This is a genomic window from Shewanella basaltis, assembly GCF_023283885.1.
Taxonomy (GTDB): Bacteria; Pseudomonadota; Gammaproteobacteria; order Enterobacterales; family Shewanellaceae; genus Shewanella; species Shewanella basaltis.
In genome coordinates this window covers 307,437-334,364 of record NZ_JAKILA010000002.1, presented here as the reverse complement: position 1 = coordinate 334,364, position 26,928 = coordinate 307,437, and the positions used below count along the sequence as shown (strand labels likewise).

13 protein-coding genes are annotated in these 26,928 nt (G+C 46.5%); 12 read left to right on the top strand and 1 reads right to left on the bottom strand.

All coding sequences use genetic code 11. The annotated features are described in order from the left end of the window. Positions 1-39: 39 nt before the first annotated feature. The 8 genes from L2703_RS03220 to L2703_RS03185 all read left to right on the top strand — a co-directional run bounded on the left by L2703_RS03220 (position 40) and on the right by L2703_RS03185 (position 9,082). Positions 40-2,100 (top strand): tetratricopeptide repeat protein, encoded by a 2,061-nt coding sequence (locus L2703_RS03220; RefSeq protein ID WP_248969694.1) that lies wholly within the window; start codon positions 40-42, stop codon positions 2,098-2,100. Beyond that, on the top strand, positions 2,100-5,132 hold the full coding sequence (locus L2703_RS03215) for a hypothetical protein (protein ID WP_248969693.1): 3,033 nt from the start codon (positions 2,100-2,102) through the stop codon (positions 5,130-5,132). The genes L2703_RS03220 and L2703_RS03215 overlap by 1 nt, the downstream gene beginning before the upstream one ends. After that, complete coding sequence (locus tag L2703_RS03210; protein ID WP_248969692.1) at positions 5,119-5,907, top strand: tetratricopeptide repeat protein; 789 nt, start codon at positions 5,119-5,121, stop codon at positions 5,905-5,907. The genes L2703_RS03215 and L2703_RS03210 overlap by 14 nt, the downstream gene beginning before the upstream one ends. Continuing rightward, the gene (locus L2703_RS03205; protein ID WP_248969691.1) at positions 5,908-6,237 is read left to right on the top strand and encodes a hypothetical protein; all 330 of its coding nucleotides are present in this window, start codon (positions 5,908-5,910) and stop codon (positions 6,235-6,237) included. 113 nt (positions 6,238-6,350) lie between these two features. Then, on the top strand, positions 6,351-7,004 hold the full coding sequence (locus tag L2703_RS03200; RefSeq protein WP_248969690.1) for a MotA/TolQ/ExbB proton channel family protein: 654 nt from the start codon (positions 6,351-6,353) through the stop codon (positions 7,002-7,004). 5 nt (positions 7,005-7,009) lie between these two features. Next, entirely contained in the window at positions 7,010-7,564 is a 555-nt protein-coding gene (locus L2703_RS03195; protein WP_248969689.1) for a biopolymer transporter ExbD, read from the top strand. After that, entirely contained in the window at positions 7,561-8,094 is a 534-nt protein-coding gene (locus L2703_RS03190) for an ExbD/TolR family protein (protein WP_248969688.1), read from the top strand. Before L2703_RS03195 ends, L2703_RS03190 begins: the two co-directional genes overlap by 4 nt. A gap of 1 nt (position 8,095) precedes the next feature. Beyond that, positions 8,096-9,082, top strand: coding sequence for an AgmX/PglI C-terminal domain-containing protein (locus L2703_RS03185; protein WP_248969687.1), 987 nt, complete (start codon positions 8,096-8,098; stop codon positions 9,080-9,082). Between the two features lie 300 nt (positions 9,083-9,382). Here L2703_RS03185 and L2703_RS03180 read toward each other — a convergent pair whose 3' ends face one another. Then, a complete protein-coding gene (locus L2703_RS03180) occupies positions 9,383-10,033 on the bottom strand; it encodes a class I SAM-dependent methyltransferase (RefSeq protein WP_248969686.1) in 651 nt (216 codons plus the stop codon). A gap of 320 nt (positions 10,034-10,353) precedes the next feature. Between L2703_RS03180 and L2703_RS03175 the strand changes: the two genes are divergently transcribed. Genes L2703_RS03175 through L2703_RS03160 form a run of 4 tightly spaced genes read left to right on the top strand, consistent with a single transcriptional unit; the run spans position 10,354 to position 26,921 of the window. After that, positions 10,354-11,220: a helix-turn-helix domain-containing protein gene (locus L2703_RS03175; protein WP_248969685.1), complete on the top strand. Its 867-nt coding sequence runs from the start codon at positions 10,354-10,356 to the stop codon at positions 11,218-11,220. Continuing rightward, positions 11,195-19,060, top strand: a complete 7,866-nt coding sequence (locus L2703_RS03170; RefSeq protein WP_248969684.1) for a type I polyketide synthase — start codon at positions 11,195-11,197, stop codon at positions 19,058-19,060. The genes L2703_RS03175 and L2703_RS03170 overlap by 26 nt, the downstream gene beginning before the upstream one ends. Then, complete coding sequence (locus L2703_RS03165) at positions 19,057-21,135, top strand: PfaB family protein (protein ID WP_248969683.1); 2,079 nt, start codon at positions 19,057-19,059, stop codon at positions 21,133-21,135. Before L2703_RS03170 ends, L2703_RS03165 begins: the two co-directional genes overlap by 4 nt. Continuing rightward, positions 21,132-26,921: a hotdog fold thioesterase gene (locus L2703_RS03160; protein ID WP_248969682.1), complete on the top strand. Its 5,790-nt coding sequence runs from the start codon at positions 21,132-21,134 to the stop codon at positions 26,919-26,921. The genes L2703_RS03165 and L2703_RS03160 overlap by 4 nt, the downstream gene beginning before the upstream one ends. Positions 26,922-26,928: the final 7 nt, after the last annotated feature.

The following is a 26,928-nucleotide window of genomic DNA, read 5'->3' as shown; positions in this document are numbered from 1 at the left end:
GCATGGTGCTTTGCAACTATTATAGGCAGCATAACACTGATGTGTTCTGTGGCACTTCATGCTGCAGACAATACCTCAAACCTAAGCGCTACGCCCACTGATTTAGAAGACAAATTTTATCGTCAAGCATTGTACTTTTATTTTGCTGGTGACTATGGTGCCGCATTAAGACAAATTAGCCTTAATCGTCAACGCAAAGGCATTGATTCTGACCGCAGCCAACTGTTTGAAGCTGGGCTGCAAGTGGCAATTGGTTTACACGAACAAGCAACACAAACATTAATTCGCTTTGAACAAAACCAAGCAAGCACCACAACACACACAAGTAAAACAACATCAAGCGCATCACCAGATGAATTATTACTTATTGCATTATTAAACCTTGGCGAGCAACAAATTGAACAAGGCGACACAGAAACCGCAAAACGTACTTTAGCCAGAATATCCACGGTATTACCAGCCTATGTTGAACAATACCATGTACTGAGCCAGTTAGCTTATTGGCCAGATACGCCACCATTAAGCGCACAAGTACAACAAAGCACAACAAATACCTTAGCACCCGCAAACTCTGCCGCTGCCTACATTGCTTTAAACCAAGCGTTATTACACATGCAGCAACAAGAATATGCCAAAGCTCAACCGCTATTAATGGAACTTAAAACACAACAATGGCAACCACCTGAAGTCAATTTTTGGCAACGCCTGTTTAACCCTTTTGCTCAGCCTGATATTTTTGATGACAACGACGAACTGCGACCTGAAGTAAAAGATGCCTTGTTACAGCAACAGGCTATTAATGATTATGCCAAATTATTACTGGCTCAATTGTATGTTGCCAATCAACAATACGATTTAGCCTATACAGAATTAGCCGATTTTCCTGAGCAAAGCCCGTATGCTGAATCTGCACTGTTTTTATTTGCTTACTCGGCCCAACAACAGCAGCAATATGACATGTCATTTAATTTGCTGAGCCTATTACAGCAGCAATATCCGTACTCCAATTTAGCTTGGCAAGCGGCGCTGTTAACAGCCAAACAAGTCAGCGAACAGCAATCGTTAGCACAAGGCTTAACCTTGTATCAGCAAGCCGAACAATGGTATTTGCAAAAAATTGCCGACATTGATGAATTTGCACACACAGTCAGTACGATTAACAATGTCACCGATCTTGCCATCCAAGCACCGAAACCACACTCACAGGCATTAACCCAACAATCAGACGCGCTAGCACTGATGAACACCACGACATTTAACACTGATTCGCCATGGCTAAAAAAAGCATTAAATGATCCGCAATTAGCGACCGATTATCTCACATTAACCAGTCTTGATTTACTTTATGACAATGTCCAAAAGCAGCACATTAACAACCAATGGTTAAAAGACACCCTAGTGCTTAATACTCAACGTCAGGCCAAGGTCATTGAGCAACAAAAGCAGCTGGCTTACCAAGACATCATTAAAAGCCTAAACACGCAAGCGCAGCGCATTGCCGAGCAAATTGAACAAGCACAAGCTCAACAAGATGGGAAAATCTTTGCCAATCAGCGCCAACAGCAATGGTTAAACCGGATAAACGACAGCCAAAAAACACTCGGAAAATTAGCTGGACAGCGTAATACTGACGATGAACAACTCAGGTTGGACCGCATTAAAGGTGTGCTGCATTGGCAATTACAAAGCACATTTCCACAGCGACTTTGGCAGCACAAACAAAGCCTGAAGCAATTATCTGAACAGCTGACACAACTCGAATTACAAGCCGGTCGCTTTAGTGATTTATCAACCAATCCACGCTTATTGTCTGACTTTGAACAACGCCAACAGCAAAGCCAGAATGACATCAATATCATTGGGGACAATATTAGCCAGCTACGCGATAAAACTGACCGGGAGATCCGCGGTAAAATCAGTATATTTGCACAGCAACAGCAATATACATTACAACAACTATTACTGACGACACGCCACCAAATGGCCAATGTATTAGAACAAATGTCAAACGCTGACAATGGCTCATCACCTATTGCACCAACGGCACCAACGGCACCAACGGCACCAACTGATGATACCGCAGCAAAAGGAGTGCGCTAATGTCTGGCTCATCATACACACCAAGCGCATTGATTATTGTCACGGGTATGCTACTAACAGGCTGTCTTAGTCACGGACAAGCGGACTATAAACAACAAAGTAAACGAACCAGCCTAGGCGATTTAGCCAATAAAACCAGCAAGCAACAAGTTGCCGCGGTTCAAATGAGCCAATCGCAACGCAGTGCTGCTCTAGCAAGTATTTACCAACAATTACTGACATTAGAACCCGATCCAGAAATTCGTACTCATGTGGAATACCGTTTAGCGCAAATTAATACCGAATCATTTGAAGCACAATCCTATACCGACCTAGATGATGCATCACAGGCAGACAGCCAAGTCCTTGCGCAGCTGACAAAAAATGATGCTGCACTGCAACAATTAATCGATGAATACCGACAATTATTACAGCGCTATCCACAAAGAACAGAAAACGAGCACCTACAATATCAATTAGCTAAAGCGCTCGATTTACAAGGCAAACTGGATGAAAGTTTGGCCGAAATTGAATCGTTACTGCAACACTATCCGCAAACGATTTATCTTGCCGAACTTAACTTTAGACGCGGCGAAATTTATTATAATTTGCAGCGTTATTCAGCAGCCATTCAAGCTTACAAACAGGTTTTAAGCGCTTCAGATAATCAAAAATATCAACTCAATAGTTTGTACATGCTCGGCTGGGCTGAATTTAAACTTAATCGACTTGCCAATGCTGACAAAGCCTTCTTGCAAGTCTTTGAAGCACTAGTGGCGAGCCAACAAAACACCCCACAAGTGGCCAGTTTAACCGCGGATGATTTTGCCTTTGAAAAGCTAGGCAGTCGCGCACAAAACCTCGCCATTGATACACAGCGAGTACTGAGTATTTCATTAAGCCAACAACTGCAAGCACAGTCGTTGGTGGCATTGGTTAAAGACAATCAATCACTGCCCTATATTGGTTTATATCAACATGTGTTATTTGCCAACTTAGCCACCTTTTTACTCGACAAAAAGCTCAATCATGATGCTGAGCTCGCTTATCAGGCTTACATTGATTTGGCCCCAAACAACATTTGGGCGGCGCGCTTTTCACTGGACTTGCTCGACCTATTCCAGCAACAGGGCAAATTTACTGCCATGCATCAGCTCAAACAAGATTATGTCAACCAATACGGCTTAAACAGTGCATTTTGGCTAAATGCTTCAACGGCACACCAAAGTGAATTATTACCGCATTTACTTAGCTTTAGTGACGAGCATAGCCGCCGTTTATATGCCAACGCACAAACCTTGCAAGGCAATGAGCGCATTAACGCCTTTGCCAAGGCCGCCAGCGCATTAAACACCTATTTACAACTGGCCCAATTGCCTCAGGCTAAGCCATTACTGAGCAAAGACATTATTCACGATCAGTATCTTTTTGCTGACGCTAACTTTGAAGCAAAGCAATACCAAGCAGCACTAGACAGCTATTATGCCATTGCGTACACCCATGCAGATGAGGAGTCATCAGCGGCTTTAACTAAAATCTTGCAACAATCGGCCTACGCCACAACGGTGACTATTCGTGAACTGATAGCACAGCAAGGCACCAATGATACAGAGCAGGTCACGGCATTCATTAGCAAACGCAATCAATTAGACAAGCAGTTCATAAATCAATACCCACAGGATGAGCGCGCCTTACAATTGGCCACTAATGCGGCGCAATATTCGTTTGACAGTCAAGACCAGGCTAATTTGACCTTTTATACCGATTTTGTACTGCAAGCTTATGGTATTACGCCACTGACAAGCAGCTCAAACACTGTGCAAACAGCCAGACCATTGTCAGACACAGCACAAAAACAGGTCCAGTTTGTCAGCCAACTTTATGCCAATAGCCTGTATCAGCAAGAACAATATGCTCGGGCTGAAGAAGGATATATTTTAGCGCTGCAATACACAGATCCACAGACCCCCTCATGGTCAGAAATGCGCAACCTGTTGGCCTCAAGTATTTATTTTCAAGCGCAAGCAGTGAAACAAACCGAGCCAGAATTAGCCGTTAGCCAGTTATTGCGCGTCGCTCAAGCTGTGCCCGAATCACAATACGCCGTTAATGCTGAACTTGACGCCGCCAACTTATTACTTGAACAACAACGCTGGCAAGACGCGGTCGAGGTATTAAAGCCATTTCAGCAACGCAATCCTAATCATGCGTTTAGTGCCGCAATTCCAGCAAAATTAGCCCAATCTTATGAAGCACTTTCACAATGGGATCTCGCGGCTGAACAATTATTGCTGATTGTCGCTAAAGAAGATTCAGGGGCGTTGAAACGCGAAGCGTTATACACGGCAGCAGACTATTATTTAAAAGCGGGCGATAACAACAAGGCTCTGTCTACTTTTAAAACATATGCAACAACCTATCCACAACCATTTGATGTAGCACAAGAAGTTCGCTTTAAAATCAGTGAGTTTTATCAACAAAGTGGCGACGCCAACAAACAATATTACTGGTTTAAACAAATACTCAGTTTTGATCGCCAGCAACGGCAAAGTGATGCCAATGCCATTCAAGCGCGCCAAGTTGAGCTTGCCTCAATTGCCGCCTTTGCGTTAGGCGAAGCAGAACAACGCAGTTTTGCGGCCATAAAACTCAACGTCCCTTTGCAAACAAGCCTAAAACGCAAGCAAGACGCTATGAAAAAAGCCATTAGTTATTACCAACAAGTACTCGATTTTCAACTGGCAAAATATGTCCCCCATGCAACGTACAATCTCGCTGAAATGTATCGGCAATTGGCAAGCGACATGATGAGCTCTCAACGTCCTGGCGATTTAGATGAATTAGCTTTAGAAGAGTACGAAATTTTACTCGAAGAACTGGCTTACCCGTTTGAAGAAAAAGCCATTGAAATTCATATCAGCAATACTCAAAGAGCATGGGATGATATTATTGATCAATGGATTGCCAAAAGCTTTGAACGCTTAGCACAAATGTCCCCTGCCCTTTATCAAAAACAAGAGCTCACTCACGAGGTGATCGATGCGATCCATTAAACTAATACACGCCTCGTCGACCTCCACACTGGCACTCATGACGCTATTAGGCCTCATGCTGTTACCCGGTTGTAGCTCATCACCAAGCGAGACAAAAACCAATAAACAAACCGCGACAAATTCGAGCCTAAATGGCATGGATAAAGACATTGTCGGCCTCGTTAATCTCAATACAAAAAATGCCAACAACAGCACCAGTATGAGTGCAGGCTCAACCGATACTCGAAATGTGTACCTTGAACAAGCATCGCAACGTTTAGCGGATATTCCCGCATCGGTATTGAGTCAATACCAACAAGCCATTGAGCAAATGAAAAACCAGCAATGGCAAACTGCTAACACCTTGTTTGATAAGATTATTACAGCGCAACCTCAATTGTCTGGTGCTTATGTCAATAAAGCCATTATCGCGATAAATCAACAGCAATTAATCCAAGCAGATGCGTTGCTTGACCAAGCCATTGCTGTTAATAATAGCAATCCTTATGCACACCAAATTAAAGCGAATATTGCTCGGCTACAAGGTCAATATGCTCAGGCCGAACAAGGCTATTTAACGGCGCTGAGCCTGTGGCCACAATACCCGCAAGCACAATTAAACTTAGCCATATTATTAGAGCTGTATCGCGGTAAGTTACTGCAGGCACGCCAATACTACATGGCTTATTTGGCCAATCAGCCCAATGATGAACAAGCCAAACGCTGGCTGGCAGGTGTTGACATCAAAATTCAACGCGCAGAGTTAACACCAGACGACACAAATGGAGCAGAGTAAATGAAGCGCTTAAACATGGTTTATGCCACATCTTGTCTTTGCAGCGCCATGGTGTTGCTTGGGGGTTCTGCACAGGTGGTTGCCAATGATGCATCAGCAACACAACAAACAACACAAGCAAACAAGCCAGTTGTCATCGAAAGCCAGGTCACTGGTTCACAAGAGCAACCTAAAGTGCTGTATATCATGCCCTGGCAAGGGATCACCACGCCAATAGAGATCAACAACAAAGACATGCGGCTTACCCTGCCTGAATTTAAACCCATTAACCCTAAGGCATTTAGGCAACAAGTCAGAGATTTTGCCAGCAGCCAACAAAACGAGAAATAACCAGCACAACACCAATAGTCAACACAAGCACTGAGTCAGCCAATACAAAATAACAGAACCTAAGTCGCCAACAATGCCATGGGTTCAACACAAAAAAATAGAAGGAACATCACATGAGTTTTACCGACCATATCATTGCGTTTTTACAAAATGGCGGCCCATTTATCTACCCTATCGCCTTAGTGTTAGTGGTCGGTTTAGCCATTACCATTGAACGCTGGTTATATTTAAGCTCAGCGCATCGCACTAACCAAAAAGCCTTTTCGTTGATTAAAAGTGCCCTCAAAACCGGCGACATCAATACCATTAGCCAACACGCACAAAATCATAAAGCACCAGTGTTTGATGTATTACAGTCAGGTATTGCCCGTATATCAAGTGCCAGTCGCCGCGAAGATGTTGAATACGCCATGGAAGAAACCGTCATGGAATACATGCTGCGCCTTGAAAAACGCACTCCCTTTATTGCCACACTGGCTAATATCGCAACGTTACTCGGGCTACTCGGTACCATCATGGGCCTCATTGCCGCTTTCTCGGCCGTAGCCAGCGCCGACCCTGCTGAAAAAGCCAACTTATTGTCATCGAGTATTTCGGTAGCAATGAACACCACCGCATTTGGTTTGATCACCGCTATCCCACTGATTTTATTTCACTCAAGCCTGCAGACTAAAACGGCCACCATAGTTGACTCAATTGAAATGGCAGGTATCAAACTGCTTAATTCGTTGTCATTTAAGCAGCAAACGGATAACAACCGAGGCTAATGAGTATGAGACGCCACCGTCGCCCCAATACCCAAGACGCAGAACTGGATATCACCTCATTCATGAACTTGATGATTGTGCTAGTACCAGTGTTACTGCTGAGTTTGGTGTTCTCACAAGTGCGTATTTTAAATCTGCAATTGCCGGTTTTGTCTGAGGCTGAACAAGCCCAAGATGAGCAAGAACCTAAAATACTCGAACTTGTGATCACCCCTGCTCGCCTGGAATTAAATTACCCAGCAGGCATGTCGCTAAAACGCTTTGATGTCACAGACGAAGGTTACGACTTTGCTGCGCTGTCTGTGTACCTGCAAGACTTAAAGCTGACCTTTCAGCAGCAAGGAATCGAAAAAAACGACATCGTATTACTGCTCGACCCAGCCATCGACTATCAAACCATAGTGTCGGCCATGGACACAGTGCGCTCGTTCAAAGCCGTGGTTGCGGCTAATTTAGTTGATGCTGAGTTGTTTCCTATGATCTCGCTTGGTGATGCTCCCGCGGCCAGTGACTCAGGCTCACCGCAGGCTAATGGACAAGCAGTAGGAGCCAAGCAATGATGAAGCAATCGGCCAGAAGCCGCAGATTAGTAAAACATCACAAACGCTTAAAGGCGGGTAGCAAGCTTAATCTTGTCGCCTTAATGGATATTTTCACGATTTTGGTGTTTTTCTTAATTGTGAACCAGTCTGAAGTGCGCGTATTGCAAAATATTGAAAAGATCAGCTTGCCAGTCTCTGTGGCTGACACCTTGCCCGTTGAAAACCTGGTCATCAGCGTCATCGCCGACACTGTGTTAGTACAAGAGCGGGCTATTTGGCAAAAAAGTGAAAATGGACAAGGGTTAACTGAACAAGAAAACCCTGAGTTTATTCAAACCTTAACCACCGAACTCACCTACCAAGCCAGTAAACGTATCGAGCTGACGGAAACCGAACAACAAAACGGCCGAGCGGTCACTATTATTGGCGATGCCGCAACACCTTATGTGGTGTTAAAACAAATAATGGCCGCCTGTGCAGCAACGGGATACCGTGATATTTCGTTAGCGGTTGAACAACAAGCAAAGCAAGCTAATGGTGAGGGCTAATATGACAACAGCAAGCTTTCACCCGCATCAAACTACTCATAGCTTTAATGATTTAGGCGACTTATTTAAACCCAGCAAACAAGACAAACTGTTTAAACTGATTTTGTGGGCCTTGCTGTTGGTTTATTTGGTGTTTGCCGTTGTGGTGCCCATGCTTGAACAAGTTGAACTGCCACGTGAAGTGAAAGAGCAGGTACCGCCGCAATTGGCCAAAATCATCTTGCAAGAAAAGCAGCTACCGCCACCGGTCAAACCTGAGGTGAAGCCTCCAGAGCCTATGCCTGAGCCCGAACCCACTCCGCCAGAAGACAAGGTGGTAGAAAAGCCGATAGAGCCAGTGGTAAAACCTCAAGTGGTGCAACCAACAACCCGTGAGGCCGCTAAAGAAAAAGCCAGCACATCAGGCTTAGCCGCCATGAAAGATGAGCTATTTTCGATGCGCGACGCTTTTGATGTTACCCCAACGGCGCAGCGTAAACTTGAGCAAACCACCAGCCAAGAGGTTAAAGTAAAACGTGACCTACTTGCCGGAGCCGCTAATAAACAAACCGACAGTTTGGCAAAATCAACCATTAGCCAAACAGTGTCATCTGGCTCGCTAAGCGGTAACGAAACCCAGCAAATTCGTCTGGCAAAAGAAGAAGTGTTAGCCAGCCAAGGCGCCGTGGCAGAAAAGGCCAGTCAAGCAAGTCAGGGAGGGCAACGTTCTGAAGCGGCACTGAGGAGAACATTAGAGGCTAATAAGTCGCGGCTTTATTCGCTCTACAATCGTGCGCTTAGAAAAGATCCGTTCTTAAAAGGTAAAGTGATGTTTGAAATTGTCATTCAACCTAATGGCAGTATTAGCAAGGTGAGCATTAAATCAAGTGAGTTAAATGATGCTAAATTAGAGCGTCAATTAACCTTGGTGCTCCGTTCAATCACCTTCCCGGCTGAAAACGTGGCGGTCATGACCACGATTTGGGCCATTGACTTTTTCCCAAGCTAAATGAGCATAAAAAGCATACCAATCAGGATAAATAAGTGATCAGAGATTGCGTCGGAAAAATCGCTTAGCACAAGGCTGAAATTGCAGCGAGCGAGTTGTTCTAGAACAACTCGTCTAACGAGGTGATAAGCGATGCTAACCAGTAAAAGATCACATTTTTGTGCTGATTGCTATTAACAGCAGCAATAAAAGACCTGCTGTTAATAGCAATGCTCATCAAAAGCCAGCGCAATCATGTAGCAACCTATAGCTGATTTGCCATCAATCAGGTCAGAAAAAGCGCCCCAGTGCCAAGGTGTTTTAACGCAAAAAGGTCAATATATGGCCTTTAAATGCTTCTGGTAAATAGTCTGTGTGTAACGGTTTTTGTTGGGCAGAGCTAAAACCTAATGCAATCATTCTGGTCGACAGCTTATTTTTTTTGCCTCGGCCGGGGTCTACTAAAATCACTTCACAAGTATCATTTGCATGGGCATTAATAAAGTTAGCTAACAACTCAACATGCTCATCTTCGTAGAGTAAATCGCTGCCAATAATTAAATCAAACAAACCTAAATGATCTTGATTACTGGCCCAATCAGCTTGTTCGTAACTAATCGGTTTATCTTGATTAAGCTCAGTATTACGCAATAAAAACTTACCCACTTCAGGATGGTAATCTGTTGCGGTTATGTCGGCATGCCTTTTGTTCAATAACAAACTGCTCAGAGCCATGCCGCAGCCAATTTCAAGAATGCGTTTACTGCCTGTATGGTATCCCTCAATATGATGGGCAAGCACCAAACTAGAGGGCCAAACAACACCAAAAAGCGGCCAAGTAGCTGACGATATGCCCAGCTTTTCAGCTATACCATCTGGATCAGAAAACTCTTGCTTATCACGTAAAGTGCACAGGTGAATATCAATGTTACCAAACTCAACTGTTTGGTAGCTTAAGCGTAAATGTGTCATTTGCAGGCCTAGTTGTCGTGCTCGGCCAAGTATCGGGGATAAGTGACAAAACGTAAGACTGACCAAACTATAGTAATCTGACCAAAAGACAATCTATTTATCTAATATTGCGCCAATTATTACGTCACTAAGTAACAACACTAAGGCACTTGCATCATCACTCAGCCATCCGGTCACATTCTTTTTAGTCTCGGGTGATTGTATCGAAGTGAAACCTCAGGTAACCTGCTTGTTCTTAATACACATAAATGGATATTTAGCTAACTTGAACGAGTCTTGAGAGCCAACGTCCCGTTAGATTATTTGGAACCCCTGTCTAGATGACAAAAAAGATAAATTCACATCCAGCACCCAATCACAATGGGGTTCGGCCACGTCCCAAAACGGTAAAACACCGTAATGCGACCACAACGCCACAGATGCGCCAATTTATTCAGCAATCCGAATATAGCGTGAGCCAATTAGCTAAAATCCTTAACATCAGTGAAGCCACTGTGCGTAAATGGCGTAAACGTAACTCAATTGATAATACGCCCAACACACCGCATAAACTCAACACCACCCTAACGCCAATGCAAGAATATGTCGTGGTTGGTTTGCGTTATCAGCTCAAAATGCCGCTAGACAGGTTGTTAAGCATTACTCAACAATTTATTAACCCTAATGTGTCCCGCTCAGGCCTGGCCCGATGCTTAAAACGTCACGGCGTGTCTAAACTCGACGAAGTAGATAGCGCATTTGTACCTGAGCGTTATTTCAATCAGTTGCCCATTACCCAGGGCACAGACGTAGTAACCTATGCCGTCAACCCACAAACTCTGGCAGACACCTTAGCCATAGCCAGTGTCGATAATGTGGTGCAAGTTGAGTCATTAAGCATTCCCAAGCAATACAGTCCAAAACAAGCTTACTCAGTATTGCTTGGCCTTGATGCAGACACAGACTGGGTCTACTTAGACATTTATCAAGACAGCCATACCCAAGCGAGCAATCGTTATATGGCTTATGTACTTAAGCACGGCCCGTTTCATTTACGAAAATTATTAGTACGTAACTATCACACTTTTCTTGCTCGTTTTCCCGGAGTAAGTCAGTCAGCTGCCAATGCGGCTGAATCCCAACATCAGATAGCTGAACCTCAGTTATCAAACGGAGACTCAAATGAGCCAATCCAGTCATCAAGATAAACGCCTCAACAAGCGCTTAAAAGACATGCCTGTCGCCATCGTCGGTATGGCGAGCATATTTGCCAATTCGCGTTACCTGAATAAATTTTGGGATTTAATCAGCGAAAAAATCGATGCCATTGTCGATATTCCAGACAGTCACTGGAACGCCGACGATTACTACGATGCCGATAAATCTGCGCCAGATAAAAGCTATTGTAAGCGTGGCGGTTTTTTACCTGAAGTTGATTTCAATCCAATGGAATTTGGCCTGCCGCCTAATATTTTAGAATTAACCGACACCTCGCAATTATTGTCATTGGTCGTTGCCAAAGAAGTGTTAGCCGACGCAGGCGTTGATGCACAATACGATACCGACCGCATCGGTATCACCCTTGGTGTGGGCGGCGGCCAAAAAATTAACCACAGTTTAAGCAGTCGCTTGCAATACCCGGTACTAAAAAAAGTATTCAAAAACAGCGGGATTAGTGACGCAGACAGCGAAATGCTGATTAAAAAGTTTCAAGACCAATATATCCACTGGGAAGAAAATTCATTCCCGGGGTCGCTTGGCAACGTAATTGCTGGGCGTATTGCTAACCGTTTTGACCTAGGCGGCATGAACTGTGTTGTCGATGCCGCTTGTGCAGGCTCACTTGCTGCCATGCGTATGGCGATTACCGAACTGGTTGAAGGGCGCAGTGACATGATGATCACTGGCGGTGTGTGTACCGACAACTCGCCGTCAATGTATATGAGCTTTTCAAAAACCCCAGCGTTTACCACTAACGACACTATCCAACCTTTTGATATCGACTCAAAAGGCATGATGATCGGCGAAGGCATTGGCATGATCGCCATAAAGCGCCTTGACGATGCTGAACGTGATGGCGATAAAATTTATGCGGTAATTAAAGGTATTGGCTCATCATCTGACGGTAAATTTAAGAGCATTTATGCTCCAAGGCCAGAAGGCCAGGCTAAAGCATTAAAACGCGCTTACGACGACGCAGGCTTTGCGCCGCACACTGTCGGCCTTATTGAAGCGCACGGTACAGGCACCGCAGCAGGTGATGTGGCTGAGTTTAACGGCTTAAAGTCAGTATTTGCTGAAGATAATGACGCTCAACAGCATATTGCACTTGGCTCGGTCAAGTCTCAAGTCGGTCACACTAAGTCTACCGCTGGCACAGCCGGAGTCATTAAAGTGGCCTTGGCGTTGCACCACAAAGTATTGCCACCAACGATTAACGTCAGCAAACCACACCCTAAGCTGGGCATCAGTGATTCACCGTTTTATCTTAATACCGAAACGCGTCCTTGGTTACCTCGCCCTGACGACACCCCACGCAGAGCAGGTATCAGCTCGTTTGGCTTTGGTGGTACTAACTTCCACATTGTATTAGAAGAATATCGCCAAGATCATGCCCGCAATGACAAATATCGTCAACGCACGGTGCCGCAAAGCTTGCTGATAAGTGCAGATAACAAGGCTGAACTGCAAGGTAAACTGACTCAATTGCAAGCAGAGGTTAATGCGATTGATATCAGCCAGGCGAACGCCCAAGAGTTGGCACTGCAAAAGCTTGGGCAACGTTTTGCTATTGCTCAAGTTGCGCCAACATCGGCCCGATTAGGCTTAGTTGTGGCCTCAATTGCCGACCTAACTGTGCAGCTCACTCAAGCCCTTAACCAGTTAACCAACAATGATGCCGATAACTGGCAATTACCCTCTGGCGCAAGTTATCGCAGTGCAAGTTTAGGCAATAACAATACCGCACCTAAGGTGGCAGCCTTGTTTGCAGGCCAAGGGGCACAATACGTTAACATGGCGACTGAGCTTGCGTGTTTTTACCCTGAAATGCGCCAGCAGTTAATGCAGGCAGACAAAGTGTTTGCCCAGCATAAACAAACGCCATTGTCGCAAATTATGTACCCTATTCCGGCTTTTGAAGCACAAGACATTGCCGCACAACAAGCGGCACTAACCAATACTGCTTATGCCCAAAGCGCCATTGGTGCCGTAAGCATGGGCCAATATACACTATTCACTCAAGCTGGTTTTAGCCCTGACATGGTCGCCGGCCACAGTTTTGGTGAGCTATCTGCCTTGTGTGCAGCGGGGGTGATTAGCCAAGCTGATTATTATCAATTGGCCTTTGCTCGCGGTCAGGCCATGGCTGCCACGCCCGCCGATCAAGACCCTGGCGCCATGTACGCCATTATTGTGCCGCCACAAGCAACTGAGCAAGGTGTAAACCAGCTTGAAAGCTGTATTAGTGCCTTTGATGGCGTAAAAGTGGCTAACTACAATGCACCAACACAATTGGTGATTGCAGGCCCAACTGAAGCTTGCGCAGAGGCAGCTAAAGCCGTTACTGCTGAGTTAGGGTTTAAAGCCATTGCATTACCGGTATCAGGCGCATTCCATACACCATTAGTGGGCCATGCTCAGCAGCCTTTTGCTAAGGCCATTAGCAAGGTTAAATTTGCTAAGCCTAAAGTGGCGTTGTTCGCCAACGGTACTGGCAAGCTTTACCCAAGTAATGGTAAAGCCATTCAAACCGCCTTTAGCGAGCATATGCTGCAGTCGGTACGCTTTAGTGAGCAATTGGTTGCCATGTATGACGCTGGCGCCCGAGTATTTGTTGAGTTTGGGCCAAAAAATATTTTACAAAAACTGGTTGAGGCAACGTTAGGTAACAAGCCAGAAACTGTCAGTGTCGTTAGCCTAAACCCTAACCCTAAAGGCAGCAGTGATACTCAATTACGCCAAGCTGCAATCCAATTAGCAGTATTAGGTTTACCACTGTCTGAGGTGGATCCTTACCAAGCACCTATAGCAGAGCTGGCCAACGTGTCGCCAATGAACGTTAAGCTGACAGCACAAAACTACATCAGCCCTGCCACCCAAAGTAAAATGCAAAAATCATTACAACAAGGCCAAGTAACCAGTAAGACGGTCGAAGTGCCTGTTGAGAAAATTGTGGAAAAAATAGTGGAAAAACAAGTGATCAAAACCGAATATGTTGAAGTGCCGAGTACGCCTGCAGCATCTGCGCAAGCGCCTGTTGCTCAAGCGACTACAGCACAGCCAGCACACGCGAGTCAAACAAGTGCACAAGCTAATAACGCCGTCAGCAATGACAGTTTAAGTGCTTTTTTTGCCGCCCAGCAACAAACCGCGACGTTGCATCAGCAGTTTTTAGCCATTCCTCAACAATATGGCGATACGTTTAATAGCTTGATGACAGCCCAGGCGCAAATGGCATCATCTGGAGTTGCGATCCCAGAAAGCTTGCAACGTTCGATGGAGTTATTCCACCAGCATCAGGCGCAAACCCTGCAAAGCCACACCCAATTTTTAACGCTACAGGCGCAAACGAGTCAGGCAGCATTGGCGATGTTACAAGGACAAGCATCTGCAACCCCTGCAACGACGCTTACCAACACCCTTGCAGCTCAACAGATGGTAGCCGCGCCACAAATGGTTACAGCGCCCCAAACACCCGTGATGACTCAAGCTGCGCCAGCGACTGTCACGCCAGCACCGACACCCGCGCCAGTTACTCCAGAGCCTATTGCTCAGGTCGCTCAACCTACAGCCGTTAGCAGTGCATCAACAGGTTTATCAGCAGAAACCGTGCAGCTAACCATGATGACAGTCGTGGCCGATAAAACCGGTTACCCAACCGAAATGCTTGAACTTAGCATGGACATGGAAGCCGATTTAGGTATCGATTCAATCAAGCGCGTGGAGATTTTAGGCACAGTGCAAGATGAATTGCCGGGCCTGCCTGAACTCAGCCCAGAAGATTTAGCCGAGTGTCGCACCCTAGGCGAGATTGTTGATTACATGCAATCAACCCTATCAGCCTCAACTGCGTCAGCAGCAGTTCAAGCGCCAACAATGCAAACAACACCCGCTCAAACATCTGTGCCAACATCAGGCTTAAGCGCACAAGCAGTGCTCAATACCATGATGGCAGTCGTGGCCGATAAAACCGGTTACCCAGCCGAAATGCTCGAGCTCACCATGGACATGGAAGCCGATTTAGGTATCGATTCAATCAAGCGCGTGGAGATTTTAGGCACAGTGCAAGATGAATTGCCGGGCTTACCTGAACTTAGCCCAGAAGATTTAGCCGAGTGTCGCACATTGGGCGAGATTGTAGATTACATGCAATCAACCTTGTCAGCTTCAACTGCGTCAGCAGCGCAAGCAACAGAAGCAGCCCCTGCCCAAGCGTCTAATCAAACATCTGTGCCAACATCAGCGCCAACATCAGGCTTAAGCGCACAAACCGTGCAGCTAACCATGATGACAGTAGTGGCCGATAAAACCGGTTACCCAACCGAAATGCTTGAACTTAGCATGGACATGGAAGCCGATTTAGGTATCGATTCAATCAAGCGCGTGGAGATTTTAGGCACAGTGCAAGATGAATTGCCGGGCTTACCTGAACTCAGCCCAGAAGATTTAGCCGAGTGTCGCACCCTAGGCGAGATTGTTGATTACATGCAATCAACCCTATCAGCCTCAACTGCGTCAGCAGCGCCAGTGACTGCAGCTGTCCAAGCGTCTAATCAAACATCAGCGCCAACATCATTGCCAACATCAGGCTTAAGCGCACAAACTGTGCTCAATACCATGATGACAGTAGTGGCCGATAAAACCGGTTACCCAGCCGAAATGCTCGAGCTCACCATGGACATGGAAGCCGATTTAGGTATCGATTCAATCAAGCGCGTCGAGATTTTAGGTACAGTACAAGATGAATTGCCGGGTTTACCAGAACTCAACCCGGAAGATTTAGCCGAGTGCCGCACATTAGGCGAGATTGTTGACTATATGCAATCTAAATTATCAGTTTCGCCAATCGCATCAACGGCTCAAACATCAGCGCCAGCATCAGGCTTAAGCGCACAAACAGTGCTCAATACCATGATGACAGTAGTAGCCGATAAAACCGGTTACCCAGCCGAAATGCTCGAGCTCACCATGGACATGGAAGCTGATTTGGGTATCGACTCAATCAAGCGCGTGGAGATTTTAGGCACAGTACAAGATGAATTGCCGGGCTTACCTGAACTGAGTCCAGAAGATTTAGCCGAGTGCCGCACATTGGGCGAAATCGTCAGCTATATGCAAGGTCAACTCGGCATGCCTGCTGCGAGCATCACTACTGCGCCAACGCCACCCCTTGTAGACACATCAGCATTACCACCACACAGTGGGGTCGCGCTAAAAAAGTTGCCAGCGGCGGATAAACTAGAAGCATGTTATTCAACAGACAGCTGCATTGTCATCACAGATGACGGTCATAATGCCGGTGTACTTGCTGAAAAACTCCATGCCAAAGGCTTAACCGTCGCTGTTATTCGCAATCCAGACACCATCAGCGTTGCTCACTCACCATTAAGCAGTGACATTAGCAGCTATACACTTAGCAGCATTGATGATGCCGAAATTGCCAAGGTCATTAAGGCAATTACGGCAACGCACCCTATTGCGGGCTTTGTGCATTTACAACCACAGTTTAACGCAAATAGCAAAGATTTAGTCAGTTGTAATGTGGCAGCAAAAGCCGCTGTTGATAACGCCTTTTTATGGGCGAAACATCTGCATGCTGAATTTTCAAAACCACTGCAATCACGCTTAAGTTACGTGACCGTAAGCCGTATTGATGGTGGCTTTGGCTACCTTAATAGCGCAGCACTCAGCAAAGCAGAATTAAACCAAGCAGCCTTGTCTGGGCTAACCAAAACACTAAGCCATGAATGGCCAAATGTATTTTGCCGCGCGCTTGATATCGCCAATGACATTGACGCCAAAACCTTTGCCAATGCCATTATTGCTGAGCTGTTTGATGTTAATGCTGCAGCGCCCAATGCTAAACGGCTTACCGAAGTGGGCATAAGCCCGCAAGGGCGCGCAACATTGGTTGCAGCAAAAACCGACACCTCGCACTACCCTGCTGCAGTGTTAACCCAACAAGACACACTATTAGTCACTGGTGGCGCAAAAGGTGTCACGTTTGAATGTGCACTCACCTTAGCCAAGCAATGCCAATCGCACTTTGTACTTGCCGGTCGCAGTCAGCACCTAGGTAAAAACATGCCAGCTTGGGCCCAAGGCAAACAAGCCTCAGAGCTTAAAGCTGCCGCCATTAGTTACATTCAATCCCAAGGCGAAAAACCCACACCAAAGCAAATTGATGCCTTAGTGTGGCCAGTACAAAGTAGCTTAGAGATTGACCGAGCCTTAAGCGCATTTACTCAAGTGGGCGCCAGTGCCCAATATGTGGCAATGGATGTTAGCAACCCAGATGCCGTTAAAGCCGCACTTGCAGCATTAACCGATACTAACGGTAAAAACCGAGTCATCAATGGCGTCATTCATGGCGCGGGGGTATTGGCAGATAAACACATTCAAGACAAAACATTGGATGAACTAAATCGGGTGTACAGCACCAAGGTGACTGGCGTAGCAAGTATCATTAACGCACTTGATCCACAGCACATCAAGTTAGTCGCTATGTTCTCGTCGGCGGCTGGGTTTTATGGCAACACAGGTCAAAGCGACTATGCGATGTCGAATGAAATTCTCAATAAAACCGCATTAAAATTGGCCGCCCAATTACCCCAAGCCAAAGTCATGAGCTTTAACTGGGGCCCGTGGGATGGTGGCATGGTGAGCTCAGCGCTGAAAAAGATGTTTGTTGAACGTGGTGTATACGTAATTCCACTGCAAGCAGGCGCTAACTTATTTGCTCACAGCTTATTAAGCCCGCAAAGCGTGCAGATGCTGATTGGTTCAGACATGCAAGGCTCGGCCACACAGGATACAACTGCAAAAAAGCCTAATGCGAACACTTTGCCACACGCAGAGGGTTCGCTGACGTTTTCTGCACCATATTTGGCTGCTGACACCCAAACCGTTACGGTGACTCGGGTACTGCAACCTAATGAGCTTGTATTTGTAAACGATCACCGCATTGCCGGCAACCCAGTGTTGCCAACAGTGTGTGCGATTCAGTGGATGCGTGAAACCGCGCAAACCTTGTGCCATGTGCCAGTGAGTATTGCTGACTATAAATTGCTTAAAGGGATTATTTTTGACACCGACCAAGCCCATTTACTGCAACTGCAACTCACCCAAACTGGCGCGGGCTTGAACGCGCTAATCTCAAGCAGGACGTTAAATGAGCCAGACGCAGCGATGAAGCCACAATATCAAGCAACATTAGTCGTCAATGACGCGCTAACGCCCACCGCGGTTGCTCAGTCATCGTTACCGGCAACCGTGCTGCAAAAACTAGCGCAGATACCCGCAATACACGCTGGCAACACCTTGTATCAAAACGGCACCTTGTTCCATGGGCCGCGTTTGCAGGGTATTAAGCAAGTATTGAGCTTTGATGATGAGCAACTCGTGTGTCAGGTTCAGTTAGCGCAAATTAACCCTAACGACTGTCCAGGCTTTGCACCGTCGGCAGTCTCCGGTGGTAGCCAAATATTTGCCGAAGACTTGCTATTGCAGGCCATGTTGGTTTGGGCAAGGCTTAAATACGATGCCGCCAGTTTGCCATCATCAATGGGGCAATTTATCACTGTGGCGCCATTTGCTAGCGGCGATCAGGGCTACATTCAACTTGAGGTGATAAAACACAGCGGCAGAATGCTCGTGGCCAATGTGAGCTTGTACCATCAAGATGGACGTTTAAGCTGTCAAATGCGTGAGGCTAAAATCACCATTAGCAAAACGCTGAATCAGGCCTTTATTAATCAGCATGAGAATCAGCATGAGAATGAGCATGAGAATCAGCCTGCAAACCAGCACAGCAAGGACAGTGTGTGACCCTTTCAGTCAATGCGATGTCCGCAGACCAACAAGCTGCGTTAACAGCTGTTCTCAAACAGCAACAAGCCAAGCCTATGCGCTTGGCCTTGTTGTTGGCTGCACCTAATACCAAACCAGCAAACTATTTATCCCTCTCAGAACTGGCGGTAGACTATCAAGCGATAGGCACTCAGACGTTAGAAGCTGTGCTGATCAACGCGGCAAGCCTGCTTGGCAATCAGCAGTGCGATATTGTAAGTTTGGGCAATAAACTGTGGATTATGCCGGCAATCACTGCGGCTAAAAACGGCTTACATGCTCATGCTTATTTAAACGCAATAGGCTGTGGTGACAACAGCGAACAAGCGATTAATCAGGCACTGGTTCATGCCAAAAGACAACATACTCAACCTCAAGTGGTAGAGTTAACTCAGGCTAATAATGCACTCAATGCACTCATCGCACTGATTAACGACATTACCTGTAGACGTATACCCAACAGTCAAGACTATTGGTTTACACCAGCCCACCAAAGTCGCGTGGCCAGCTTGTGTTACCCAAGTAACATCGGTGTACTCGCGCTCGTGTTCACTCAGGGCAGTCAATTACTGAGTGCTAAACCATTATTGGCCGCAAACCGCTTAATGTTGCCACTATCAGCACAAAATATTGCCCAGTTACACACACGATTAACGTCCCTTTGCGACGCATTAAGCAAGCCATGCGATGAGCTAGGCCTGCTTAAATTTATCCACCAACAATGGCAACAATACCAATCGCAAGCGCCTTATGCCTTGGTATTAATGGCGACCTGTCAAAGCGGTTTACAACAAGAAGCATCTGCCATGCTTGAGACACTTGATACTCAACAAACTCAAAACGCCTCAACGCTTAACAACACAAGCTTTCACTACAAAACACCTGCAGGCAGTTGCTTTACCGCTTCACCATTAGGTGCCAAAGGGCTCAGTTTTGTCTACCCAGGTGTCGGCACGGTTTATCCGCAAATGTTTAGCCAGCTCGGTCATGTGTTCCCTCACGTTTTTGCCAAGTTAGAGGCTGAGGGCAACCTCCCCGCAATGCTGCAAACTCAAGCCATTTATGCCACTCAAGAAAAAACCAATAGCCACATGAGCCTGAGCGAGCTTGCCATTGCCGGTGTGGGCGCAAGTTATATGCTCAGTAAAATATTGCAGGATGAATTTGCCATTACCCCAGCATTCGCCCTTGGGTACTCAATGGGCGAAGCCGCCATGTGGGCCAGTTTAGGGGTATGGCATGCACCACACCACTTAATTAACGCCACCCAAAACAGCAGTATTTTTAATCAAGACATTGCTGGCGAACTGCGTTGTGTCAGACAAGCCTGGCAATTAACCAATGATCAACCCATAGTGTGGAACAGCTTTGTGACCCGCGCCTCGGTTGCCGAAATCAGGCCGCATTTAGCCAATTACCCACGTGTTCATATTGCCATTATTCAGGGCGACAGCTTAGTGTTAGCCGGCTGCGAAGAAAGCATTAAAGCCTTACTAAAACAAGCCGGCAAACGCGGTATTGCCGCCAATCGAGTCACTGCAATGCATACCCCAGCAGCACTTAATATTGTTGACGATGTAAAACAGTTTTACTTACAGCCTCTAGCCGCAGCCTTGCCGACAGCCACTCAGTTTTTATCGGCCGCCCAAACACAGCCAGTTGAATTAACATCCCATGCTATTGCCAAGTCAATTGCCGACACCTTTTGCCATCCACTGGATTTTAGCCAGCTTATCAAGCAGTCGATTAGTCAGGGGAGTCGCTTATTTGTTGAGGTCGGTGCCGACAGGCAAACCGCCACCTTAATCGATAAAATTATTGGCCAACAAACAAGCCAGGTACAAGCGCAGGCATTAGCCGTTAATGCTAAAGGCGCTGACGACATCAGCAGTTTATTAAAATGTTTAGCCCAGTTAATGACCCACAGAGTGCCGATGTCATTAACCCCGTTTATTCATAGTCTACAAGACGTAATTAACGACACATTATTCATCGATACCAAGCATTCACCTCTTGTTTTTAGTGACACTTTATCAGAAGGAGAACCTCATTGAGTTCTCAAGCTACTCCCAAAATAGCCATTGTAGGCTTAGCCAATCAATACCCTGATGCCGATACTCCAGCAAGGTTTTGGCAAAATTTAATTGATAAAAAAGACTCTCGTAGCCAAATTAGTGCGCACAAACTCAATGCATCCCCAAGCGACTATATTGGTGTTCAAGGGCAGTCTGACCGTTTTTATTGTGATAAAGGCGGCTATATTCAAATTTTTAGCTTTAATCCCAATGGTTACCGTATCAACACCAGTGCCTTTGAAGGACTAGACGACAGCTTTTTATGGGCTACCGATACCGCACGTAATGCCTTAGCCGATGCCGGGATTAACGACCTAAACCACCCCTGTTTGCAGCGCACCGGCATTGTCATGGGCACTTTGTCGTTCCCAACGGCAAAGTCAAACCAATTGTTTGTGCCGCTGTACCACAGCGTGGTCGAAAAAGCCTTACAAACCAAATTACAGCAACCTCATTTTGTGCTGCAAGATTTTGGCTTGTCGCCCCAAACAGAGCAATACAATTGGCGCAATGGCGCAGTGGCTCACAATGCCTCTAAGCTCGTGGCTGATGCCCTAGGGCTTGGCGGCGCGCAATTAAGCCTAGACGCCGCCTGCGCAAGTTCAGTTTACGCATTAAAACTCGCCTGTGATTATTTGCACACGGGCAAAGCCGACATCATGCTGGCTGGCGCAGTTTCGGGCGCAGATCCCTTTTTTATCAATATGGGATTTTCAATTTTTCATGCCTATCCAGACCATGGTATTTCTGCGCCGTTTGACAGCAACAGTAAAGGCTTGTTTGCCGGTGAAGGCGCTGGTGTATTAGTGCTTAAGCGCCTTGAAGATGCCCAGCGCGATGGCGACCATATCTATGCCCTCGTAAGCGGCATTGGTTTATCAAACGACGGTAAGGGCCAGTTTGTGCTCAGCCCCAACAGCAAAGGCCAAGTACAAGCCTTTGAGCGAGCCTATCGCGAAGCTGCGGCATTTGACTCAAGCATTACCCCTGCTAGCATTGAAGTGATTGAATGCCATGCCACAGGAACACCATTAGGCGACAAAGTTGAATTAACCTCAATGGAGCGTTTTTTTGAAGGCAAACTCAATGGCAGTGCCACACCGTTAATTGGCTCGGCTAAATCAAACCTCGGGCATTTGCTTACTGCCGCGGGTATGCCTGGCATCATGAAAATGATCTTTGCCATGCGCGAAGGTTTACTACCACCGAGTATTAATATCAGCGCACCTATCGCCTCACCTAATGGCTTATTTGGTCAGGCAACCTTGCCAAGCGAGGTGCAACCTTGGCCAGATAAAGCAGGTAACAACTCACGCCATGCGGGTGTATCAGTATTTGGCTTTGGTGGCTGTAACGCGCATTTGCTATTAGAGTCCTACTCTGACACAGCGGTAACATCGTCAACGCCAACGCAATTAGTTAACGCCAGTGAGCAACCCATGCACATTACCGGTATGGCAGCTCATTTTGGCCAATGCAGCAGTATTAATCAGCTGGCTGAGCGTATTCGCGCCAAGCAACACTTGTTTACACCATTGCCCACTCAACGCTGGAAAGGCATTAACAAGCATCCAGAACTGTTGACCAAATATGGTTTAGAGCAAGTGCCACAAGGGGCTTACATTGATCAATTCGATTTTGACTTTTTACGCTTTAAAGTGCCGCCTAATGAAGACGATCGATTAATTTCGCAGCAGCTGTTATTAATAAAAGTCGCCGACGAAGCCATTGTAAACGCCAAGCTTAATCCTGGCAGTAAAGTGGCCGTGTTAGTGGCCATGGAAACCGAACTTGAGCTACATCAATTTCGTGGCCGCGTGAACTTACACAGCCAGCTTGCGCAAAGCCTAGCCACCCAGGGTATTGAGCTCAGTGACGATGAATACCAAGCGCTAGAAGCCATCGCCATGGACAGCGTGCTCGATGCGGCCAAACTAAACCAATACACCAGCTTTATTGGTAATATTATGGCGTCGCGGATTTCGTCATTGTGGGACTTTAACGGCCCCGCCTTTACGATTTCGGCCGCTGAACAATCGGTTAATCGCTGTATTGATGTGGCGCAAAACTTATTTGCCATGGGCTCACTGCAAGAGCCTCTCGATGCAGTCATTATTGCTGCGGTTGATTTGTCTGGCAGTATTGAAAACGGTTTGCTTAACAGTGCTAACCTTAAGTCAGCAGGCTTACAAACCAATAACGTTCAAATTGGTGAAGGTGCTGGCGCCATTGTATTACAGCAAACGCACCTCAACGACAGCTACGCCAGTATTAATAGCGTGCAGTTTGCTAAGCAAGAACAGGTCACACTAAAGCAAGCCTGCGATATCAATGAACTCAATATCGCTCCGCTTTGCCAACAGTCAGATTTGGGGCAGCAGTTAACTCGCCAATTGGCTCAACTTGCTGACGCCAGCAGCATATCAAGCGTACAACCTTTGCTTGGGCACACGTTTGCCGCCTCTGGCATGGCAAGTTTGCTCAATGCACTGATCCAAAGCCAGCAACTACAACAAGCTGACATCAGTGCGCAGGTGATCAGCGCCAGTGAAAACCAATACTCTCGCATTGGTTTATCGCTTAATACCTCACAGCAACAGGCCCTTGCTAACCGCTTAACCCAGCCGCTTACAGAGCAACTGACAAAAAGCGCCAAGCTGAGTTTAATTAAACAAGTGAGTTTAGGTGGCCGCGATATCTATCAACATATTGTCGACACGCCAGTTGCCGCCATCGACAAAATGATTAGCCAATGCGCGTCGATTAAGCGCGATACCGTGCAACAAGCCCCAACAAACATGAATATAAACGAGCCGACTATGCCCGTAAGCCATTTTGCACCACCCCCTGGCACGCCGGGGCAAACACCAAACAACACTCATTCGACTCAAGCAACTAGCCAGGCCATTCCACCTGCACACTTAACGGCTTTTGAGCAAAACCAATGGCTGGCACAACAAGCCCACCTCGCATTTTTAGCCAGCCGTGAGGCAGGCTTAAAAGTCGCCGATAACTTGTTAAAATCACAACTCGCCTCAATAACGTCAGCTGCAACAGCGCAAACAATAGCACCCGCGTTAACTGCCAAAGTGCCAGCTGAGCATTACGTTAAACCACAATCGGTACTGGCAGAACGTAAACCTAACCATGCGCAGGTTCCGACTTACAACGCACCGTTCCCGGCAGATAAACCCTGTATTTGGAACTATGCCGATTTAGTGGAATATGCCGAAGGCGATATCGCCAAGGTGTTTGGCCCAGACTACGCCATTATCGACAGCTACTCGCGGCGCGTGCGCTTACCCACCACCGACTATTTACTGGTGTCGCGAGTCACCAAACTTGATGCAACCATAAATCAATACAAACCTTGCTCAATGACCACAGAGTACGACATCCCTGTTGATGCACCGTATCTGGTTGATGGTCAAATCCCTTGGGCAGTTGCAGTTGAGTCGGGCCAGTGCGATTTAATGTTAATTAGCTATTTAGGCATCGATTTTGAAAACAAAGGCGAGCGGGTGTACCGTTTGCTTGATTGCACGCTTACCTTCTTGGGCGATTTACCACGCGGCGGCGACACCTTACGCTATGACATTAAAATCAACAACTTTGCCCGCAATGGCGACACCTTATTGTTTTTCTTCTCGTACGAATGTTTTGTCGGCGACAAGATGATTTTAAAAATGGATGGCGGTTGTGCGGGCTTCTTTACCGACAAAGAATTAGCCGATGGTAAAGGGGTTATCCAAACAGAAGATGAAATTAAGCTGCGTCAGCAAGTGCTTAACAACCCAAATAAACCGACGTTTACTCCTTTGCTAAACTGTCAGCAAACAGCGTTTGATTATGGCCAAATTCATCATTTATTAACCGGCGATATTGGCAGCTGCTTTGGCGGCGCACACGTGAGCCACCAGCTGCAAACGGGCATGCAAAAATCGCTGTGTTTTGCCTCAGAAAAGTTCTTAATGATCGAGCGCGTAAGCAACTTACAAATCCATGGCGGCACCTGGGGCCTAGGGTTAGTTGAAGGCCACAAACAATTAGCGCCAGACCATTGGTACTTCCCGTGTCATTTTAAAGACGATCAGGTGATGGCCGGCTCATTAATGGCTGAAGGCTGTGGCCAATTATTGCAGTTCTTTATGTTGCACATTGGTATGCATACCTTAGTTGAAAACGGCCGTTTCCAGCCGCTCGAAAATGCCTCACAAAAAGTACGTTGCCGTGGCCAGGTATTACCACAACACGGCGAGTTAACTTACCGAATGGAAGTCACCGAAATCGGTACTTCGCCGCGCCCATACGCCAAAGCCAATATTGATATTTTGCTCAATGGCAAAGTGGTGGTCGACTTCCAAAACCTTGGGGTGATGATAAAAGAAGAAGCCCAATGCACTCGCTATTTAAGTCATTCGAGCACGAATGCCAACCTAGGCACCAGTTTCAAGCCAACTAAAGTGGCTGGCACCAACGTCAATAACGCTGTCAGCCAGCAAGATGCCGCCCCGTTAATGGCGAAAATTGCCGACAACAGCGCGCCAACCAACAAAGGGGTTATTCCGCTTAAACACGTTGAAGCGCCGCAAGTCAGTGCTGATTCTAAATACACAAACCGCGTGCCTGATACCCTGCCATTTACGCCGTATCACATGTTTGAGTTTGCCACTGGCGATATCGAAAAATGCTTTGGACCAGACTTTAGCATCTATAAAGGCTTAATCCCGCCGCGCACCCCATGCGGTGATTTACAGCTGACCACTCGGGTAATCGACATTAACGGTAAGCGCGGCGAGCTGAAAAAACCGTCATCCTGTGTAGCTGAATACGAAGTGCCCGCAAATGCATGGTATTTTGCTAAAAACAGCCACCCAGCGGTGATGCCTTATTCGGTGTTAATGGAAATATCACTGCAACCCAATGGCTTTATTTCTGGCTACATGGGCACAACGTTAGGCTTCCCTGGGCAGGAGTTGTTTTTCCGTAACCTAGATGGTCACGGCACCTTGTTACGCCATGTGGATTTACGCGGCAAAACCATTGTTAATGACTCACGCTTATTATCTACCGTGATTGCTGGCAGCAATATTATTCAAAACTTTACCTTTGATTTAAGTGTCGATGGCGAGCCGTTTTACACTGGCGGCGCTGTATTTGGCTACTTTAAAGCTGACGCGCTTAAAAACCAGCTTGGCATCGATAACGGTAAAATCACTCAGCCCTGGCATGTCGACAATAATGTTGCTGCCGACACCATTGTCAATTTACTCGATAAGCAATCGCGGCTGTTTAATGCGCCAGCGCACCAGCCACATTACCGCTTAGCCGGTGGCCAACTTAACTTTATCGACACCGCTGAAATCGTCAATAACGGCGGCAAGTATAAGCAGGGCTATTTAGCTGCATCACGCACCATTGACCCAAGTGATTGGTTTTTCCAATTCCATTTCCATCAAGATCCGGTAATGCCAGGGTCATTAGGCGTTGAAGCTATCATCGAGTTAATGCAAACTTACGCGATTACTAACGATTTAGGCGCTGGCTTTACCAATCCTAAGTTCGGCCAGATTTTGTCTGATATAAAATGGAAATACCGTGGCCAAATTAACCCACTGAACAAACAAATGTCGTTAGATGTGCACATCAGTGCCGTCAAAGACGAAAACGGCAAACGCATCATTATTGGCGACGCCAATTTAAGTAAAGATGGTTTACGCATTTACGAAGTAAAAGACATCGCTATTTGTATTGAAGAAGCCTAGCTTTTCA

Excerpts from the sequence above, each read along its gene's own strand:
- L2703_RS03220 (WP_248969694.1), top strand. The coding sequence starts at position 40 with ATGTGTTCTGTGGCACTTCATGCTGCAGACAATACCTCAAACCTAAGC.
- L2703_RS03185 (WP_248969687.1), top strand. The coding sequence starts at position 8,096 with ATGACAACAGCAAGCTTTCACCCGCATCAAACTACTCATAGCTTTAAT.
- L2703_RS03180 (WP_248969686.1), bottom strand. The coding sequence starts at position 10,033 with ATGACACATTTACGCTTAAGCTACCAAACAGTTGAGTTTGGTAACATT.
- L2703_RS03190 (WP_248969688.1), top strand. The coding sequence starts at position 7,561 with ATGATGAAGCAATCGGCCAGAAGCCGCAGATTAGTAAAACATCACAAA.
- L2703_RS03170 (WP_248969684.1), top strand. The coding sequence starts at position 11,195 with ATGAGCCAATCCAGTCATCAAGATAAACGCCTCAACAAGCGCTTAAAA.
- L2703_RS03200 (WP_248969690.1), top strand. The coding sequence starts at position 6,351 with ATGAGTTTTACCGACCATATCATTGCGTTTTTACAAAATGGCGGCCCA.
- L2703_RS03205 (WP_248969691.1), top strand. The coding sequence starts at position 5,908 with ATGAAGCGCTTAAACATGGTTTATGCCACATCTTGTCTTTGCAGCGCC.
- L2703_RS03215 (WP_248969693.1), top strand. The coding sequence starts at position 2,100 with ATGTCTGGCTCATCATACACACCAAGCGCATTGATTATTGTCACGGGT.
- L2703_RS03195 (WP_248969689.1), top strand. The coding sequence starts at position 7,010 with ATGAGACGCCACCGTCGCCCCAATACCCAAGACGCAGAACTGGATATC.
- L2703_RS03210 (WP_248969692.1), top strand. The coding sequence starts at position 5,119 with ATGCGATCCATTAAACTAATACACGCCTCGTCGACCTCCACACTGGCA.
- L2703_RS03175 (WP_248969685.1), top strand. The coding sequence starts at position 10,354 with ATGACAAAAAAGATAAATTCACATCCAGCACCCAATCACAATGGGGTT.